At 48.1% G+C, this 17,509-nt stretch carries 10 protein-coding genes; 7 read left to right on the top strand and 3 right to left on the bottom strand.

The window, feature by feature from the left end; translation table 11 throughout:
- The first annotated feature begins 58 nt into the window (after window positions 1-58).
- The 3 genes from AC0YN0_RS25205 to AC0YN0_RS25195 are packed head-to-tail and all read left to right on the top strand — an operon-like array spanning window position 59 to window position 7,954.
- Window positions 59-919: an S-layer homology domain-containing protein gene (locus tag AC0YN0_RS25205; protein WP_475823722.1), complete on the top strand. Its 861-nt coding sequence runs from the start codon at window positions 59-61 to the stop codon at window positions 917-919.
- A gap of 12 nt (window positions 920-931) precedes the next feature.
- Complete coding sequence (locus tag AC0YN0_RS25200) at window positions 932-2,206, top strand: S-layer homology domain-containing protein (RefSeq protein WP_475823721.1); 1,275 nt, start codon at window positions 932-934, stop codon at window positions 2,204-2,206.
- A 60-nt stretch (window positions 2,207-2,266) separates the two neighbouring features.
- A complete protein-coding gene (locus AC0YN0_RS25195) occupies window positions 2,267-7,954 on the top strand; it encodes an Athe_2463 domain-containing protein (RefSeq protein ID WP_475823853.1) in 5,688 nt (1,895 codons plus the stop codon).
- Window positions 7,955-8,271: 317 nt separating this feature from the next.
- Here the strand turns inward: AC0YN0_RS25195 and AC0YN0_RS25190 are convergent, their stop codons facing one another.
- Window positions 8,272-9,432 carry an ROK family transcriptional regulator gene (locus AC0YN0_RS25190; protein ID WP_442956387.1) on the bottom strand — a complete coding sequence of 387 codons (1,161 nt, stop codon included), beginning with the start codon at window positions 9,430-9,432 and terminating at the stop codon, window positions 8,272-8,274.
- Window positions 9,433-9,675: 243 nt separating this feature from the next.
- On the opposite strand from AC0YN0_RS25190, the gene xylA reads away from it, so the two are divergent.
- The 3 genes from xylA (at window position 9,676) to AC0YN0_RS25175 (ending at window position 14,524) form a co-directional block, all read left to right on the top strand.
- Entirely contained in the window at window positions 9,676-10,989 is a 1,314-nt protein-coding gene (gene xylA, locus AC0YN0_RS25185; RefSeq protein ID WP_442048273.1) for a xylose isomerase, read from the top strand.
- A 21-nt stretch (window positions 10,990-11,010) separates the two neighbouring features.
- A complete protein-coding gene (xylB, locus tag AC0YN0_RS25180) occupies window positions 11,011-12,510 on the top strand; it encodes a xylulokinase (RefSeq protein WP_475823720.1) in 1,500 nt (499 codons plus the stop codon).
- 271 nt (window positions 12,511-12,781) lie between these two features.
- Entirely contained in the window at window positions 12,782-14,524 is a 1,743-nt protein-coding gene (locus tag AC0YN0_RS25175) for a methyl-accepting chemotaxis protein (RefSeq protein ID WP_475823719.1), read from the top strand.
- Here the strand turns inward: AC0YN0_RS25175 and AC0YN0_RS25170 are convergent, their stop codons facing one another.
- On the bottom strand, window positions 14,525-15,430 hold the full coding sequence (locus tag AC0YN0_RS25170) for a helix-turn-helix domain-containing protein (RefSeq protein WP_475823718.1): 906 nt from the start codon (window positions 15,428-15,430) through the stop codon (window positions 14,525-14,527). It abuts the gene before it with no gap.
- A gap of 156 nt (window positions 15,431-15,586) precedes the next feature.
- Here AC0YN0_RS25170 and AC0YN0_RS25165 point away from each other — a divergent pair, with 156 nt between their 5' ends.
- Window positions 15,587-16,030 (top strand): hypothetical protein, encoded by a 444-nt coding sequence (locus tag AC0YN0_RS25165; RefSeq protein WP_475823717.1) that lies wholly within the window; start codon window positions 15,587-15,589, stop codon window positions 16,028-16,030.
- On the opposite strand, the gene AC0YN0_RS25160 is transcribed toward AC0YN0_RS25165, so the two are convergent.
- Window positions 16,031-17,329, bottom strand: a complete 1,299-nt coding sequence (locus AC0YN0_RS25160; protein WP_475823716.1) for a BaiN/RdsA family NAD(P)/FAD-dependent oxidoreductase — start codon at window positions 17,327-17,329, stop codon at window positions 16,031-16,033.
- Window positions 17,330-17,509: the final 180 nt, after the last annotated feature.

The following is a 17,509-nucleotide window of genomic DNA, read 5'->3' as shown; positions in this document are numbered from 1 at the left end:
TGCAGGTATTGTGCTCCATTATAGCGGAGGTAGGGGTGCAGCAGCGGAGGAAGTTGTTATGACTAAAACGTACGAGCTGCGTGAGGATGCAGCTTATATATCATTCGAGCTTGTAGGGGATGATGGAAGTTTTGCTTCGATAATGACGATGCCGAATGGCAAAGCGATAGGGAGTGCGAAGAGCACGAAAAAGACGGATGCTACCGGCAAGGCAAGTTGGTCGAATACTTATGCCGTGAAGTCTGCCCCGAAAGGGAAATATGTGTTTACGATACAAGCGCCAAGGATGTCGTATTACAACCTGCTGATTGATTTGCCGCTGTTCTCCGATACTTCGAACCATTGGGCTCGGGCAGCGATTGATACCTTCGTTGAGAAAGGAATCGTATCGGGGTACGGCAACGGTTTATTTGGCCCGAATGATCCGGTTACGGGAGAAGCGATCTTGAAAATGATGGTGCTATCGATTACGGAAGAGATGCCGAACGGGCAGCGGCAATGGTTGAAGGCTTTCCGCTGGCGAGTGACGGATCAAGAGCTAAGTAAGGAGCTAGGGTTTAGCCAGTATAAATTCACAAGTGGGGGTTCTGAACATTGGGCGAAACCTTATATAGCAGCTGCTAATGATCTCGGTATAGTAGCTAGTTGGAAGGATAGCGACTTCACCGGGCCGTTTAAGCGAAAAGATGTAGCGCTGCTTGTGGCGAACGTTATGCGAATGGTCAAGGAAGAGGACAAGTCGTCAAGCTTCACTGATGTACAGCAGCTTTCGGTGGATTATCAGAAAGCGATTGGACTAGTCAGCAACTATAGCATTTTTAACGGTTATCCAGATCGTTCGTTTAAGCCGGAGAACCAAGTGACAAGAGCAGAAGCGGTATCGGTATTGTCACGACTTGCAGATTTTTTGAATGAATAAGGGGGAAATGGAATGTTTAGAAAAATGCTCAATCTTGCAATAGCGGTAACGCTAATTATTGGAGTTGGTTTCGTTGGTAAGGATACTGCACCGAAAGCAGAGGCTGCTGAAGCGAAGCTCCCGTTTAAGGATATTGAGAAGCATTGGGCCAAGGATAATATTATTAGCGCGTATAACAGCGGTCTCGTCGACGGTTTCCCTGACGGCACATTTCGTCCGAATGATGTGGTGAAAGCAGATCAGTTTGTGGTCATGATGCTTAAGGCGTTTTCAAAAACGACAACAGACGGGAAAACGGAGTTTGATGAAGATTGGATAATGGAGCTGGCTGATAAGCGACCGGATATTGCAATGAAACTTGGTTCACTTGTCCGAAATGGTTTTGACTTCAAACCAGCAAAATCAGGCTATTGGGCAAAGCCGTTTATTGATTTGCTCTACGAGGTAGATTACTTGCCAACTTTCGATGAGATTTTCCCGAAAAACTACGAGGTGTATAAAAAACAAATAAAACGAGAACAAGCATCCTACCTTCTTGGTGAATGGTATACACAATACGATAATACGCTCGATCCTTATTACGCAGATTTTGTTACTACACACAGCGGACTAAAAGACTTTAATACGTTTACGAATACGTCTGTCAAAAACTATCGCGCTCATGTACTGTTAGCTGGGCTCATGGCTGGTTATCCGAATGGGAATTTCTATCCTCATCGCTTCGTAACCCGTGCCGAAGCACTTACGATGGTGCAACGACTGCGTGATGAAACGCTTCGTACGCCATACAAACCGGATCTAACTGGACAATATTATGCAGAGGTTAATGGGAACATCTACCTCATAAGCGACAAGTTCAAATACGATATGTATAACAGTATGGCTGCTCTTGCTAAGAAGCACGTTACGAAAGGTTATATATCGCAAGAGGGTTTAGGTTTCGGAGTTTACGACAGTCAAGATACTGCTAAAAAAAATGATTTCCTTGTTCGCATAGGTGATCTTGAAAAGTTAGCTCCAAGGGATTTATCAGTAGGAGTCGCAGAAGGGACGTCGCAGCGCATGGGGGTAGCCTATCCGATTAATAAAAAAATGCCATTTGCCGCTGCGTATTTTGATGCATTACTAGATTTGTTTGCTGGCAATAGCAAAGGGAAGGAATTAAAAACCAAATTAGCCGAATTGGAGATCACACTAGGTTCTAAACCTGTTGAATTTACGTTCAATAACAGAAAGTTCGAACTGTATTCAGAGAAAAGTAATATTACACTGACCATGAAATACTAACATTTGAGAGTAGGTGCTCAATTGAAAAAACCTAAGAGGATCGTTTCAGTCGTACTTATCATGTGCTTAATTGCTTCATATAGCTCGTTAATAATCAATCCAGATCAGACCAAAGCTGCTGCAACAGCTACACCTGAATATATCAATGGTGAGAAAAATACCTGTAAATATAATCCTGATCCGAATGTAGATGGCCCTATTCCAACCGAAATTAAACCATGTAATAAAGATAACTTTAAGTTCAATTCTAAGTATTATCATCAACAATGGGCTGTTTATAGTTCATCCAGTGGCAACACACCAGTAAGTAATAGTGGACAAATGAAATTTATTATCTACGGAAATCCAAAGGTAGTTCGGGATACAGTACAATCATTTACTAAGGGGTGGCAGCCTGGGGATTTCGGCACGGTAAGAAAAAATGAAGGCCATTTTTACGGTGAAGATGCAGATACAGGGGATATGGCTTGGGGGGAATATCGGTTCTTAGGTTATACACAAGATGGATCTCTTTATTCGAATAACTGGCTCGTTCGAGATGATTCTACGAGCACGAAACTAGCAGATAAACATTGGATTTACCAACCCTGGCTTAATTTGCCCTCAAGCTACAAATATAAACCAGCAAGTCCAGGTTATGTTTATGAAAATCGTGATGGTTTTTATGAAAGTGTCATGTTAGATAAATTTCTGCAAGTCCGAAACAATATAAATCGCTCAATCGATTTCAAGATTTATAAAGGTGTGTCTTACTCCAATCGTTATGAAGTCTTGCCTAGGAATGAAAGTAACAACGACCCACGCAACTACTTCGCCATCGAACAAAACCCAACAACTAGAGAGGCAGGGGTCGGCAGGTTGTTTCACTTTAGCTGGGATACGGACTCCGTTTGGTATCAATCGTTTCCGATGGAAAAGCTTGACCCGCTAGAAAAACTGCCCTCAGCAGCAGCCTGCAAAGTAGAATCGTTAAACGGCGAGCCTAACCCGCTTGGGAAAGAGCGAACGGTGAAGGTGCAGGTGAAAATCACCGGGACGCTTGATGACACGACGAAAATCGGGGATCTCCAATACGAAACGATATATTATACGCGGAAGGATATCGCGTTTTGGCATTTATCCGTAATGGATCAAAACGGCCAAGAGCTTAAACTCGCTTCTTCTAATAAAAATAGCGGAGTCGTATCGAAGGATAATACGGCCAGCGGGATCGTAACGATGACCATCGATACGGACAAGCTTATTAAGACAAATCCGGATGAGTGGATATACGGCACAAATAACAATAATGATCTTAACGCCAAAGCTACGGTTTACTATAATAATCATACATCGGCGAATCCGTCTAGTGCGGAGAAAGGTTGTCATTTCAATCTGAAGTTCAAACCAACGACCGGACCGATGCTTTCAGATTTTAGTGTTAATCCGCAAATACAGTTCGTTAATAAATCTGCTTTCCTGCAATCTCAGATCATGTACAAAGATATGTCCTACGGTAAGGATGTAGATTACTATACGTTTGAGATTAAGAATATTGAAGACGGCACGAAAGTGACAAGGACATACAATCCTGCTATTCCGGAAGTGAAGTCGCCCAATACGGGTTACTTGGATCAAGCTGCCGTGACAAAGTTTTTGTATGATTTCATTGCTGCTAAGTTTCCGAACGAACTGGTTGAAGAAGCTCTAGTCTATCAATCGTTTCAAATCACGCAGACGATTGTCGACAAGGATCAGACAAACAACAACAGCTCTATTGCAGTGAAAAATATAAATGTTAGTCAGCTTCCTATCTCAGACCCAATAATAATTGGATGCCCTCCAATGACGCCTGAGACCGATACCGGACCTGCTCCGCCTCAGTACATTATGCCGAATGTGGAATTTGCCTTTGACTGGTACGATGTTGTGCCAATGCCAGTAACAGAGAAAGATCCTGATTATATCCCTCATAAACCGTGCGATGAAGCTGCAAAGTATGTGGACTTCACCAAACGGGTATTTGTCGCGGGTGCAGAGGTGGATTCTAAAGCTTTTTTTCGAGGTGAATATGTGTTTGGCGAGGAGCAGATTGGTCTGGTGAAGGTGGACATAACGTTCACAGCACCCGATGGAACGGAATCCATCTTTCGCCGCCATGTAGTTGTGCATGAGACGAAGCCCCGTGTTTCCATAGCGCTTGAGGGGTTGTTCAAAGAAAACAGGACGATGCAAGCTTATGACCGATCGAAGGAGAGCAACGACCAATGGACAGAGAAGCAAGCGCCGCTTACCATCACATCTTTTAGTTTCGTGGACTCCTCAGATCCTAATCTGAAATGCCGGACAGGTTATTGCGAGAACAATCTTAGCGAAAAGATGTACATGTACAAATCGACAGGTAATTACCAGCTCAGCATAGCGGCCAAACGCGTCATAGTTCATAATGGCAAAACCTATACGCGCTACAGCGATCCATATATCGTCGATTACCAAATAATCGAAGATCATAAGCCAGCCATTATCGCGCACGCATATGGCGACCAAATCAGCCGATTGGAGCAGTTGCAGCTTAACTATCAAGTTGAGAGCACCGATGGCGACTACATCGCAGAGAAGAAGCTGCAAGTGTTCTTCGACTCCAAAAACCAAGGTGTTTTCGATACGAAGGTATTTGAGAGTACGGGAGATGTTACAGAGCTACCGACGCTCGATAAGCTTGGACAATACGAGATCGTTGTGGAAGCGAAAGAGGGTACGAACGAAGAACGGTTAATGGAGTTTATTACAGCTGCGGACGATAAAGCCAATACGTCAAGGTCGCACTTTTTCATCGACAACTACGCTCCGGCCTCTGATTTGTACATCGATGTTCCGACGGAGAAGCCGGACATGGACGTATTTTTCCTACTCGATAAGAATCTGACCCAAGCATCAACGGACTATGTGAAAAACCAAAAGGTAGCGATCACGAACTCCTTCACGCTCAGCAATATGATGAGCAATATCGGCGTATGGGATATGAAGACCTATACCTACGATCAACCAGCCAGTACGTCAAAAGCGACAGGCACGGCTTATCCGTCAACAACGATTAGCTATACGACAAGCGGGGGATATTCCGGGACTCTGACTCGAACAAGCGTATCCAATTCTCCGTATAGCGTTGATGAAGGTGAGTATGTATCAGTAACAGATCATAAGACGGGTACGGGTTCTTGCAGTAATGATGTAATAACCTATTACGATGAGGACGGCAAAATGTCTAGCCAAACATCAAGGTCAACATGCCCTTCCACCCTGTCTTACAGCGATGGTAAATATTCTGGAACATTAAGTCGAACAGGTCAGTCGCCTAGTGGTTCTTGTCCATCCACCGGAGGTACGCCGAACGGATCATGCTCCAACACTTGGACAGCAAGTTATGCGGGTACGGTGTATTGGACACATAATGTTTGGGTACCTAATATGGTGTCAAAAAATAGTTATACCGGTTTTTACTCAGGTACGGTTTACAAGGATATTCGTCAGCCGTATGACGCTTCGTTCATGAGGACCGTGCCGTTCAAATATGTAATCTATATATCGGATGGCAATGTGACTGAACTAACGGATCTGCAATATCTCATGAGCAGGCATAATGCGAAGTTAATCCTGGTTGGTAGCAATGATATAGCGGCTCAATTACAGCACGATAAGCATATTCTCAATAACAAGCCGATCGATCAAGTTATAGAAGCGGTTATTGCGTATATTGCCGAGAGTAATCCGCAAATACCGAAGGTGCTGAAGCTGCTTGGAGAACCGATCGAGACGGTGACGGCGACATTTGATTACGAGGATGATCCGACGCCTGCCGATACCGATCTGCTGCAAATTACACAAGATCCGAATTATTACGATAATGCGATGGGATACGATTCATTCGCGGGGCAGCCGCTCATATCGGCGAAGCTTGGGAGCCATTGGAGATTATATCAATCGCAAGTGACGTTCCATAAACCTGGGAAGTATGTTTTCTATCGTAAAATCAAAGATTTGCCAACAACCGACCCGAACTTTTCCGGTTATGCTTACAATTCGAACGAAAGCGCAATCGAGGTGTACGTCCATCGCAAGCCGATCGCCGATGTGACGATGGACTTCGATTATCTCTCGGCATCGAATACATATCGTACCACATGGATAGATATGAGCTATGATCTGGATCATAACGTGACAAGAGCGGCTTCCGACCGAGGCATTCAAGATCGCACTATTAAGTTCACGAATCAAGAAACAGGAGAAGTATTTACGAAGATACCTAATGAATTGCAGCCAGGCATCTATGTATTGGATTATGCAGCGCAAGACATCGAAGGCGTTTGGAGTGATCCGATTCAGAGGACATTCGTGCTGCCGAGCACGGTTCCCGTCCAATTCAAAAGCAACCTGAAGACCGCTTATAGCGGCTTCTCGCTAACGAGCATTCCCGCTAGCGAAGGCCTTGTTGCTTATGATCTATGGACGCGTTATCCGTACTCCATATCGCTTGCCATGTCGATGGGGACGCAACTCTCCCGTAATGTTGCTTATTACACGGGTACGAAGTCGGTTAATGATATTAGCTGGGCAAATGAAAGCTTCACGATACCTGCAACGACGCCGGATGGAAACTATTCATTCGTTATTCGCGCCAACGGTTCTGTAGCTGGTTCGACAGCAGCTCATTCGTACAACGTCAGAGTGTTAACACCGATAGAATTAACCGGTCGCATAGATGCTGTTATTGGTGAACCAGCTGCGAATGATGTCAGTATGCTTGTCGTTAAGGATTCGTATCAGCTTATTGCGTCAACGACCAAATACCCTACAACTACAACGGTAACAGCGTTCAAAGGATCTTCCTATCAGAAAACCATTACGCTTACGCCTGTCACTGCGAGCACTCTTGGATATGGACAGAAAAACTGGTCGGGAAGCCTTACAGTCGGCACGATGCCAAGCGGTACGTATACGTTCGAATGGCGCTCCACAACTCCGAACGGCAATGTAGAGACGGTCGTAAAGACGGTTCAGGTCGTCAATAACCGACCGCCGACTGCGGATTTCGATTGGCTTCCGAAGCCTGTCTACGAAGGCGATACGGTACAATTCAAGTCGATCGTCGCAGATGCGGACGGTGATTCGTTGGCAGTATCGTACGAGTTAGTTAATCCTAGAGGGACGAAAACAAATTACAGTTATACGCTAACCTCTCCATATCCCGCAACTGCGCCATTAATCCGAATGGTCGATGCAGGCTCGTGGACGGTAACGATGACAGTCAGCGATGGCAAAGCGCCGCCGGTCGTGACAGTCAAAACCGTAACCGTGCTGCCGTTAACGGTGAATGGCTCAGTGAAGCATACGGATCTGTGGAACGAGCATCGCCGCAATTCTAATGAGAAGGAGAGCGGCAATCCAGAGTCGCCTCGCGGATATAATGTATTCTGGGCGGGAGAGAAGTTCCTGCTGGAGTCCGCTACCACGGTGACCGCAACGGCTACGAAAGCGGATCGTGTTGAAGTGAAGATGGGTGCATATACGGTGTCTTTGTCCAAGTTGAATGGAAGCGGGACTAGCTGGGGAAGCGAGCTATGGAATGAAGAGCTTGCGAAGCTTGACGATGGACCGCTGACCTTTACATTTACCGCTTTCTACAATAATGGAACAATCAAATCAGCAACGGTTACCGTCATTATTGAAGGAGACATGATCGAAATTGTAGGCGTTCATCGAGTTCAGTAAAAGCATTTATAAGAGATAAGGCTCGCTGCGGCAACGTAGCGGGCCTTATTGCCGTTTGCGAGAAATTTGAATGGATTTCATACAGCCAAGAAAGCTAATTTACCCGAAGTTCGTTGTTTGATTGGATTTCATACAGCCTAAAATAGTGAAAGTGGTGAAAAAGGTCTACAGCGTGGAATTAGAGTGGAGGTTTTCCAGTCAAAAGCAGCTTAGACCCCAAAAGACGCTGTTTTGACTGGATAAATTCCACCCAAATGACAAAAGGTGAAAGGGAATACGATCGAAGAAGCCAGAGTCGCTTGGCACCTGCATGCCATTTAACTTTTAATTTTCGTGAAAAACTTGCTGATCGCGTAATAAGCAGCTCCGCGAACCGCCGATTGGTCCTGCAGCTCCGCGAATAAAATAAGCAGCCGTTCTCGGTGGTAGGAGAGCGTTCTGCGGTCTACGGCAGCTTGTACGGATTGCTCCAGCCAAGTCTTCGCACGGCTCATCCGATTGCCGATAATGACGACGTCGGGGTTAAAGACATTGACGATGTTCGCAATCCCTGCCCCTAAATAATCTCCGATTGAGCTAATGAGCTCGCGCACCTGTTCGTTCCCTTCCTCTGCGGAGGCAAGCAGATCTTCCAAGCTGTCGAAACCGAGCGAAGCAGCACGTTCCAATAGCGCATTCTCCGATGCGTAAAGCTCCCAGCAGCCTTGATTGCCGCAGCTGCATGGCTTGCCGTTGTATTCAATCGATAGGTGGCCGAGCTCTCCCGAGAAACCAGAAGCTCCTTTATAAAGCTCCTTGTTCAAAATAATGCCCGTACCGATACCGATGCCCACGCTGACATAAATCTGATTGCGGATACCGCGACCCGCGCCGTATTTCTGCTCGCCCTGCGCGCCGGCATTCGCTTCATTATCTATCGTGACAGGCAGTTCGAAGCGCTCCTCTAGCAAGCGCTGCAGCTCGACTTGCCGCCACTTCAAGTTCGGCGCAAACAGAATGCTGCCATGATCGTCGACAATGCCCGGCACGCCTACGCCGATGCCAACAATACCGTAGGCGCTCTCCGGCGCTTTCCCCATGAGTTCCTCGATACAGCTCGCAAGCTGTTCCAGCGCGAAGTCGGGATCTTGGCGCTTCATGCGCCGTTGCAGCTCCGAGACGACATTGCCCTCCAGGTCGGAGAGAACGCCTCGAATATAGTTAACCCCAAGGTCGATGCCGACCGCATAGCCGGCTGTACCGTTGAACAGCAGCATGACCGGCTTGCGTCCGCCGCTCGATTCGCCCGGACCGATCTCAAGCACCAGATTGCTGTCAATCAAGTCTTGAACAAGACTCGAGACGGTTGCTTTGTTAAGTCCAGTCAGCTCCGATATTTGAGCCCGAGACAGTGGTGCGTGCTTGATTACGGCTTCGAGTACGATTGATGTATTCATTTTTTTGATTAACGCTAAGTCTCCGGTTGGTTTCTGTTTCAATCAAGTAAGCCTCCGTCCGCCTGACAATAACTTCTATTGTATCATGTGTGATGAAAAATCGAATATACAGCTTGCCTGAATCGCATACTGAATAGGGTGAAATTGAGAGCAAGCAAAGTTTTAATCATTTTAACACAAAAACTTAGTTTGTTTAATAGACAAACTAAGTTAAGGCGTGTTATTCTGTGAATAGAACGTTTTCAAAAAAATTATCGAATTTCGTGAAGGAGGATTTTGTTCTCAATGACTTATTTCAAAGGCATCGACACAATCCAGTTTGAAGGTAAAGGTTCGGACAATCCGCTAGCATTTAAACACTACGATCCTAAGCAAGTCATTCTCGGCAAAACAATGGAAGAGCACCTGCGCTTCGCGGTTGCTTACTGGCATACATTCAACGCTAACGGCACTGATCCATTCGGTAACGCAACAATGGTTCGCGGCTGGGATCAATACGATGGTCTTGATCGTTCCAAAGCTCGCGTAGAAGCTAACTTCGAATTCATGAACAAATTGAATATTCCTTTCTATGCGTTCCACGACGTAGACATCGCTCCTGAGGGCGCTACACTGCAAGAAACGAACAAAAACCTTGATGTAATCGTAGCTTTGCTGAAGGACAGCATGAAAGCTTCCGGCAAAAAGCTGCTTTGGAACACGGTTAACATGTTCTCGAACCCACGCTTCGTACACGGCGCAGGCACAACTTGCAACGCTGACGTATACGCATACGCTGGCGCTCAATTGAAAAAAGGTCTTGAAGTCGGCAAAGAGCTTGGCGCAGAAAACTACGTATTCTGGGGCGGCCGCGAAGGTTACGAGACGCTTCTTAACACGGACATGGGCTTCGAGCTTGACAACCTTGCTCGCTTGTACCACATGGCTATCGCTTATGCGAAAGAAATCGGCTTCGACGCGCAATTCCTGATCGAGCCTAAGCCTAAAGAGCCAACGAAGCACCAATACGACTTCGACGCGGCTACAACAATTGCATTCTTGCAAAAATACGGCTTGAAAGATCACTTCAAGCTGAACCTTGAAGCTAACCATGCAACGCTTGCAGGACACACGTTCGAGCACGAAATCCGCACAGCTGCAATCAACGGCATGCTTGGATCGCTTGACGCGAACCAAGGCGACTTGCTGCTTGGATGGGATACGGATGAGTTCCCGACTGACCTGTACTCCACGACGCTTACCATGTTCGAAGTGCTTAAAGCTGGCGGCATCGGCCGTGGCGGCGTTAACTTCGACGCGAAAGTACGCCGCGGTTCGTTCGAAGCGGAAGATCTGTTCTTGGCGCACATCGCTGGTATGGATAGCTTCGCTTGGGGCTTGAAGGCTGCTGCGAAACTAATCGACGAGAAAATTCTCGACAACATCGTAGACAACCGTTACCGCAGCTTCAAAGAAGGTATCGGCGCGGAGATCGTATCCGGCAAAGCGACGCTTGCATCGCTTGAGCAATACGCGCTTCAAAACAACCCAATCAAAAACGAGTCCGGACGCCAAGAGCGCATCCGCCTCATGCTTAGCGAAGTTATTTTCAGCGTATAAGCTGGGGAGGTTCTCTTACGAATGAGCTACGTTATCGGTATAGATCTAGGGACGAGCGCGGTTAAAGCGCTGCTCGTCGACAAGAACGGCACGGTAGCAGCGGAAGCATCCCGCAGCTACCCGCTGTTCCATGAACATTCCGGCTGGAGCGAACAAAAGCCGGATGACTGGGTTGATGCTACGATCGAGGCGCTGCGCGAGCTCGCCTCCTCCTCCAGCATCGACGAAACACAAATCGAAGGCATCAGCTTCTCCGGACAAATGCACGGCCTCGTGCTGCTGGACGGCGAAGGCAATCCGGTTCGCAACGCGATATTGTGGAACGATACGCGCACGACGGAGCAATGCCGTGAGATTGAGCGCACGCTTGGCGGCAAGCTGCTCAGCATTACGCGCAACCCGGCGCTTGAAGGCTTCACGCTGCCGAAGATTTTATGGGTTCGTCAAAACGAGCCGCAAGCCTTCGAGCAAGCGAAGCTGTTCCTGCTGCCGAAGGATTATGTACGCTATCGGTTGACGGGCGAGCTTCATATGGATTATTCCGACGCAGCAGGAACGCTGTTGCTAGATGTTGCGGGCAAGGAATGGAGTCTTGATGTTCTGGACGCATTCAATCTGCCAGCAAGCTTCTGCCCAGCGCTTATTGAGTCGCATGGTCTCGTAGGTACGCTTCTACCGCAGGTTGCAGCTGCAACGGGTCTTACCGAGGCGACGAAAGTATTCGCAGGCGGCGCAGACAATGCTTGCGGCGCAATCGGTTCTGGCATCCTGTCCGAAGGGCTTACGCTTTGCAGTATCGGTACGTCCGGCGTTATTCTTTCCTATGAAAACGACAAATCGAAAGACTTCGCAGGCAAGGTGCATTTCTTCAACCACGGCAAGCAAGACGCCTTCTACGCGATGGGCGTTACGCTGGCAGCAGGATATAGCCTGAGCTGGTTCAAGAAAACATTCGCGCCGAACGAATCATTCGATCAGTTCCTTGAAGGCGTTGGCGACGTTCAGCCTGGTGCTGGCGGCCTGCTCTTCACGCCGTACCTCGTCGGCGAGCGGACGCCTCATGCGGATGCCGTCATTCGCGCCAGCTTCGTTGGCGTTGACGGCGCGCATGAGCGGAAGCATTTTGCCCGTGCGGTTATGGAAGGCATTACGTTCTCGCTTAACGAATCTGTCGACATGTTCCGTAAAGCCGGCAAGACGGTCGATACGATCGTCTCGATCGGCGGCGGCGCGCAAAATCCGGTATGGCTGCAAATGCAAGCCGATATATTCGGAGCGACAGTTGTTGCGCTAGAGAACGAGCAAGGTCCGGGACTTGGTGCGGCTATGCTCGCTGCATACGGATCTAGCTGGTTCGAAAGCTTGGAGGCATGCGCCGACAAGTTCGTGAAGCACGCGGATCGTTACGAGCCGCAGCCTGAAGCGGTCCAAACCTATGAAGGCATCTTCAAGGTGTACCAACAGGTATATGCTCAGACACGCAGCTTGAATGAGGCATTGGCGCCTTACCGTACGAAATAACAAAATAGGTTAGATAGGGCAGCAGTCGAGATCGTCTCGGCTGCTGCTTCTTTTTGTGCTATTTTTCGACAAATGCTGAGAAAGAGTCATTTGATTTAAAGTTTTAAACTTTTCTCCATAAAGGTTGAGAAATGGATATAAGGACAAGGAAACTATGCCTCTAGTCCCCATTTCATAACCTGTATACGTCTTTGGACTCACCATCATGTGAGATATACTGACATAAAGGGTTTGTGGAATTGGTGCGACATTCATCTTGGAGGTGCTGAATATGAAAAAGAAAATGAATATGAAGAGCTTCAAGTTCGATCTAAGTATGACGGTGAGCCGCAAGCTGACGATTTCATTCCTGACTATTTTTATCATATTGATGGCTAACGGTGTCCTTGTATTCAAAATGACGAAGGAGATGAATAGCCAAACGGCGCAAATTACCGATACGTGGCTTGCCAATATCGACACGATCCATCAAATCAATTATATGATGGAGCATATTTATACGCTGCAGATGCAGGTGGCGCGGACAAGCATAGCGATTAAGAAGGAAATGCTTCTGGCTGAAGGCGATGCCGCGATAGTGGAGATCGACAAACTGATGAAGGATTACAGCGCGAACAAGTCGGAGGGCGAAGACGAGAGCATGTTCCGATCGCTCGACGGCGAATGGAAGTCATATATCGCGATTTACCGTAAAGTAATGCTTGAAGCAGCCAAGTGGGACAACGAGGTGAAGATTGAAGCGGCGCTGGCCGAATCGGATCAATCGTTTAATACGATGATGACGTATACGAATACGCTGATTCGCACAAATAATGAAGGCGCGGAAGCGGCGAAGCAGATTAGCAAGGAGACGTACGACAGCAGCAACATGTCGATCTTGATTGGACTTGTAATTGCGGGCGTCGTTATAGTCATGTTCATTCTCTACATAAGAAGGGCAATTTCTTCTCCTATTCAGAAGACGGCATTGGTGCTGGCAGAAGTGGCAAAAGGCAATCTGCAAGTGAAAGTCCCCACGGTTCGTAATCGTGATGAAGTTGGACAGATGGTCCAGGCTGCAGATACGATGCTGAGTGCATTGCGCGCTTCGATGAATGCGGTCCAGCACGCTTCGCTGAACATTACAGGCGCATCGGATGCTCTTATGACCGTATCGGACAGTAACCGCTCTTCGTCCAAAGCAGCCGCAGACAGCTTTAAGGAAGTTGCTTCAGGCTCAGAGCAGCAGATGCATCGGTTCGAGGAAATTAGCCGGGCAAGCGAAGAAATGGCCGTCGGCGTGTCGCGTATTGCGGAATCAAGCTCATACGTATCGGAGATGTCGGCAGCCGCAACGGAACAAGCGAAGGAAGGCAGTCGAACGGTTCAAAATGTCGTCTTCAAAATGACGTCGATCGACGAGACCGTTCGTCAAGCGGCAGAGCAGGTCCATCGGCTAGAGTCTCATACGCGCAGCATCGGAGTCGTCTCTGATCTGATCGGCAGCATCTCGAAGCAGACGAATCTGCTCGCCTTGAATGCAGCGATTGAAGCCGCAAGGGCAGGCGAGCATGGCAAAGGCTTTGCGGTTGTAGCCGAGGAGGTACGAAAGCTGTCGACGCAATCTGCGGAATCGGTCACACGTATAACGGAGCTTCTTGGCAAGGTCATGGAGGATACAACCGTGACGGTTCAAGCGATGCGGGCGAGTGAGCATGAGACGAAGGAAGGACTAGCGAGCATGAAGGAAGCGGGAGAGTCGTTCGAGCAGATCTCGAACGCTTCGATGAATGTGCTTAGCAAAATTCAAGAGGTTGCTGCCGCATCTCAGCAGCTTGCGGCAAGCTCGGAGGAGGTAACCTCCTCGATCATGCACATGACTGATATTGCGAGAAGGACATCGGATATTGCCGGTGCCGTTGCGGAATCGGCCGAGGAGCAATACAAATCCGCAGAGGATATATCCTCTGCGGCGCAAGATTTAGCCGATATTTCGGTTCAAATGCAGCAGGTCGTTCAGCAATTCAAGTTGTAGTTACCGTTTGAAGTTGCTCCATATCATCTCAGGTCTAACCCCAAGCTCGCCGGCGATCAGCTCGGCGGTGAGCCGCTGGGGCTTTTTGATTTTTCCGTTGCGAATTTTGGAAATCGTCGTCAGCGATATAAGCGTGGACTGCGCCAGCGAGGTGACGGATACGTTCTTGCTCAGCATCAGCATGCGCAGCTTGTAGGAAGGATCCTCCTCTTGCGAGCTAAGCTGCATGTTCATAAGTATAACGACGAAGTTCTTGAAGCTGCGGTTGCCGTTATAGAAAGGCTGAATGAGAGCGCTCGTGGAGTAGCTGCGGTCGCCTAGCTTGAGCTGGAAGTCGATTTTCTCTGCCGTGCGATTGTTTTTGGCGTATTCGAGTACGCGCTTTGCTTTGCTGCGGTCATGCTCTAGAACCATATCGTAGATGGAAGTTCCGATATACGACGAGGCGGGCTCCTGGACGGGAGCGTAATAATGTTTCAAAGTCTTGATGTTATATTTGTCATCGACGATGGTGGATATCATAATTTTGTTCTGAACGATATAATCGTCAATCCACTTCGTTTCTCTAAGATCTTTGCAAATAAGAACGTAGAAGGTGAGACCGTCGCTTTGAAGCTTGCGGCTGGATAAGCGAATCGGGGCTGGCGTAGATGATTTGGTAACCAAAGCGCATTCTATCGAAGGCGATGACCATTCATCCTCGGAGAGGCTATGAATAACATCGTAGAAGGAGTTGCCTGTATCAGCGGTCGAAATGGCCGAAGAAGGATCCAAATGGAGCAGATCGGATTTCTTAAAGCCCGAGAATTCGGTAAATGCTTGATTAACATCGCGAATATACAGGCGGGATTCCTTTATTTCAATGATAAGCATCGGATCCGTAAGTAAATAAAATAAATGATTCATCGATGACGTCCTCCCATCAGTTCACATGTTTCAAACATAATCATAACTAATTATGTCACAAAAGCTAACATAAAGACATAGTTAAATTTGAAATATTGATGTCCTTAGCAAAAAACAACAATGGAAACATGATTAGCCGTACAAATAGGCATACTAATGGAAACGCAGGAAAGGAAGATGAATTTGACCGATCAATCCGCTATTTTGTTCGAATTCAGCGATGCGCGCAGCGCGGCGCTTGCCTCTGATACGCTAGAGGAGCTTGGTTATGCACCCGTATTACATGATAATAATCGTATACATATTCACATTGAAGGCAGCGATTTAACTTCGGCTTTGGAGATTGCGCAAGCGAATGGAGGGAAGCTGGTGGAGCAGTCGCATATTGCGGAGTGGGCCGTAACGAGCAGCGCTTACGCGCTTGATGCGGTTACGATTCCAGCGCATGTCGTTAACGAGGATTGGGTAGATTCCTACGCCGCCGGAGGGCAGGAGGAGGCTGACCTCCTCCGCAACCGTGACGATGACGCTGATTATGACGATGAGTTTCTGCCGGATGCGGGAACGTACGATCATTTCTCCGGCGATGTGCGGATCTAGCTAGCCTAAGTCGGCCGTTCCAATGCTAAGCGCGGCGCTCGTGCCTGCATTGTAGCCGGTCGTAAAGGCAGCTGTAATATTATAGCCCCCTGTATAACCGTGTATATCGAGTACTTCACCGCAAAAATACAATCCAGGCATGAGCTTGGATTCCATTGTGCGCGGATCGATCTCCTTCAAATGGACGCCGCCGCCTGTGACGAAAGCTTCCTCTAGCGATAACGTACCATTTATCGCTACGGGGAAGCTTTTGATTTGCGCCGCGAGCGCAAGCCAAGGCTCCTTCGGTATGTTGTCGTACGTAATGTCGCCGGAAATACCGCAGCGATCCAATAGAAACTCGAGCAGCCTTTCTTGCAGGTAGCCGCGCAGGACGTTGCGGATCGCTTTACGGGGCTCGAGCTTCGCCATACGAAGCGTTTCCTCGTACACCTCGGATTCGGTGCTACCCGGAAGAAGGTCGATTGTTAAGGAAACGGTTGCTCGTGCAGCATTGCTCGGGTCGGCTGCCTTCGTCTGCTTCAATTCCTTCACGACGAACTGACTGCATCTAAGCGCGGCCGGACCCGATAACCCGAAGTGAGTAAAGATCATATCCCCTTCATGCGAGACGAGACGTTTGCCCTTATGGCTCCAAACGGTAAGGATGACGCCGCGAAGCGATAGCCCTTGCAGTTCCTTGGATCGAATCCAAGGTTCGGAGGAAGTAAGCGGAACTTCAGTGGGATATAGCTCCGTAATCGTATGCCCAGCCATCTTCGCCCAAGGATAACCGTCGCCTGTTGAGCCGGTATGGGGTACGGATTTGCCCCCAGTAGCAATAATGACCGCCTTCGCTTTAATGGTTTCACCGCTTGCAAGTCTAACGCCGCTTACAGTGCCATTCTCATAAAGCACCTCATTGACGGGGGATAGCGTTCTTACCGTGACGCGCTGCTCCTTCACCTTGCGAATGAGCGCATCAACGACGGTCTTCGCCTTGTCCGAAACGGGAAACATTCTTCCGTTATCCTCTTCCTTAAGCGCGATCCCCATATCTTCGAAGAACGCGACGATGTCGCGGTTGCTGAATGTATTCAGAGCGCTGAATAGAAAACGGCCATTGCCGGGTATATGTCTAACGAGCTCGTCAAGCTCCTTCGCATTTGTCACATTGCATCTGCCGCCGCCGGATATGCCGAGCTTCCTGCCGAGCTTGTCTCCTTTGTCGATGAGCAGTACGTCTGCTCCCCCGCTGCCTGCTGCGGCTGCTGCCATTAAGCCGGATGGGCCGCCGCCAATAATAATAATGTCGTACATGTTGCACGCTGCCTTTCTGTCTGATCCCTCGGATGGTATCATTTCTTCAAATATAGGAAAGTATCAGTTTCACTCTTATCTTTATGCCTATATTTCTCCGGAATGAAACGAGTCACGCCGCCAAAGGACGGCTTTTGCCGTTTCCCCTTCATTGTATCATTCTTTACCGCATAGGTATGC

This window comes from Paenibacillus sp. J22P218 (assembly GCF_056269195.1).
This window is presented reverse-complemented; position numbering and strand designations above follow the sequence as displayed.

Coding starts and splice junctions, on each gene's coding strand:
- xylB (WP_475823720.1), top strand. CDS start 11,011: ATGAGCTACGTTATCGGTATAGATCTAGGGACGAGCGCGGTTAAAGCG.
- AC0YN0_RS25175 (WP_475823719.1), top strand. CDS start 12,782: ATGAAAAAGAAAATGAATATGAAGAGCTTCAAGTTCGATCTAAGTATG.
- AC0YN0_RS25205 (WP_475823722.1), top strand. CDS start 59: ATGACTAAAACGTACGAGCTGCGTGAGGATGCAGCTTATATATCATTC.
- AC0YN0_RS25165 (WP_475823717.1), top strand. CDS start 15,587: ATGGAAACGCAGGAAAGGAAGATGAATTTGACCGATCAATCCGCTATT.
- xylA (WP_442048273.1), top strand. CDS start 9,676: ATGACTTATTTCAAAGGCATCGACACAATCCAGTTTGAAGGTAAAGGT.
- AC0YN0_RS25160 (WP_475823716.1), bottom strand. CDS start 17,329: ATGTACGACATTATTATTATTGGCGGCGGCCCATCCGGCTTAATGGCA.
- AC0YN0_RS25195 (WP_475823853.1), top strand. CDS start 2,267: ATGTGCTTAATTGCTTCATATAGCTCGTTAATAATCAATCCAGATCAG.
- AC0YN0_RS25200 (WP_475823721.1), top strand. CDS start 932: ATGTTTAGAAAAATGCTCAATCTTGCAATAGCGGTAACGCTAATTATT.
- AC0YN0_RS25170 (WP_475823718.1), bottom strand. CDS start 15,430: ATGAATCATTTATTTTATTTACTTACGGATCCGATGCTTATCATTGAA.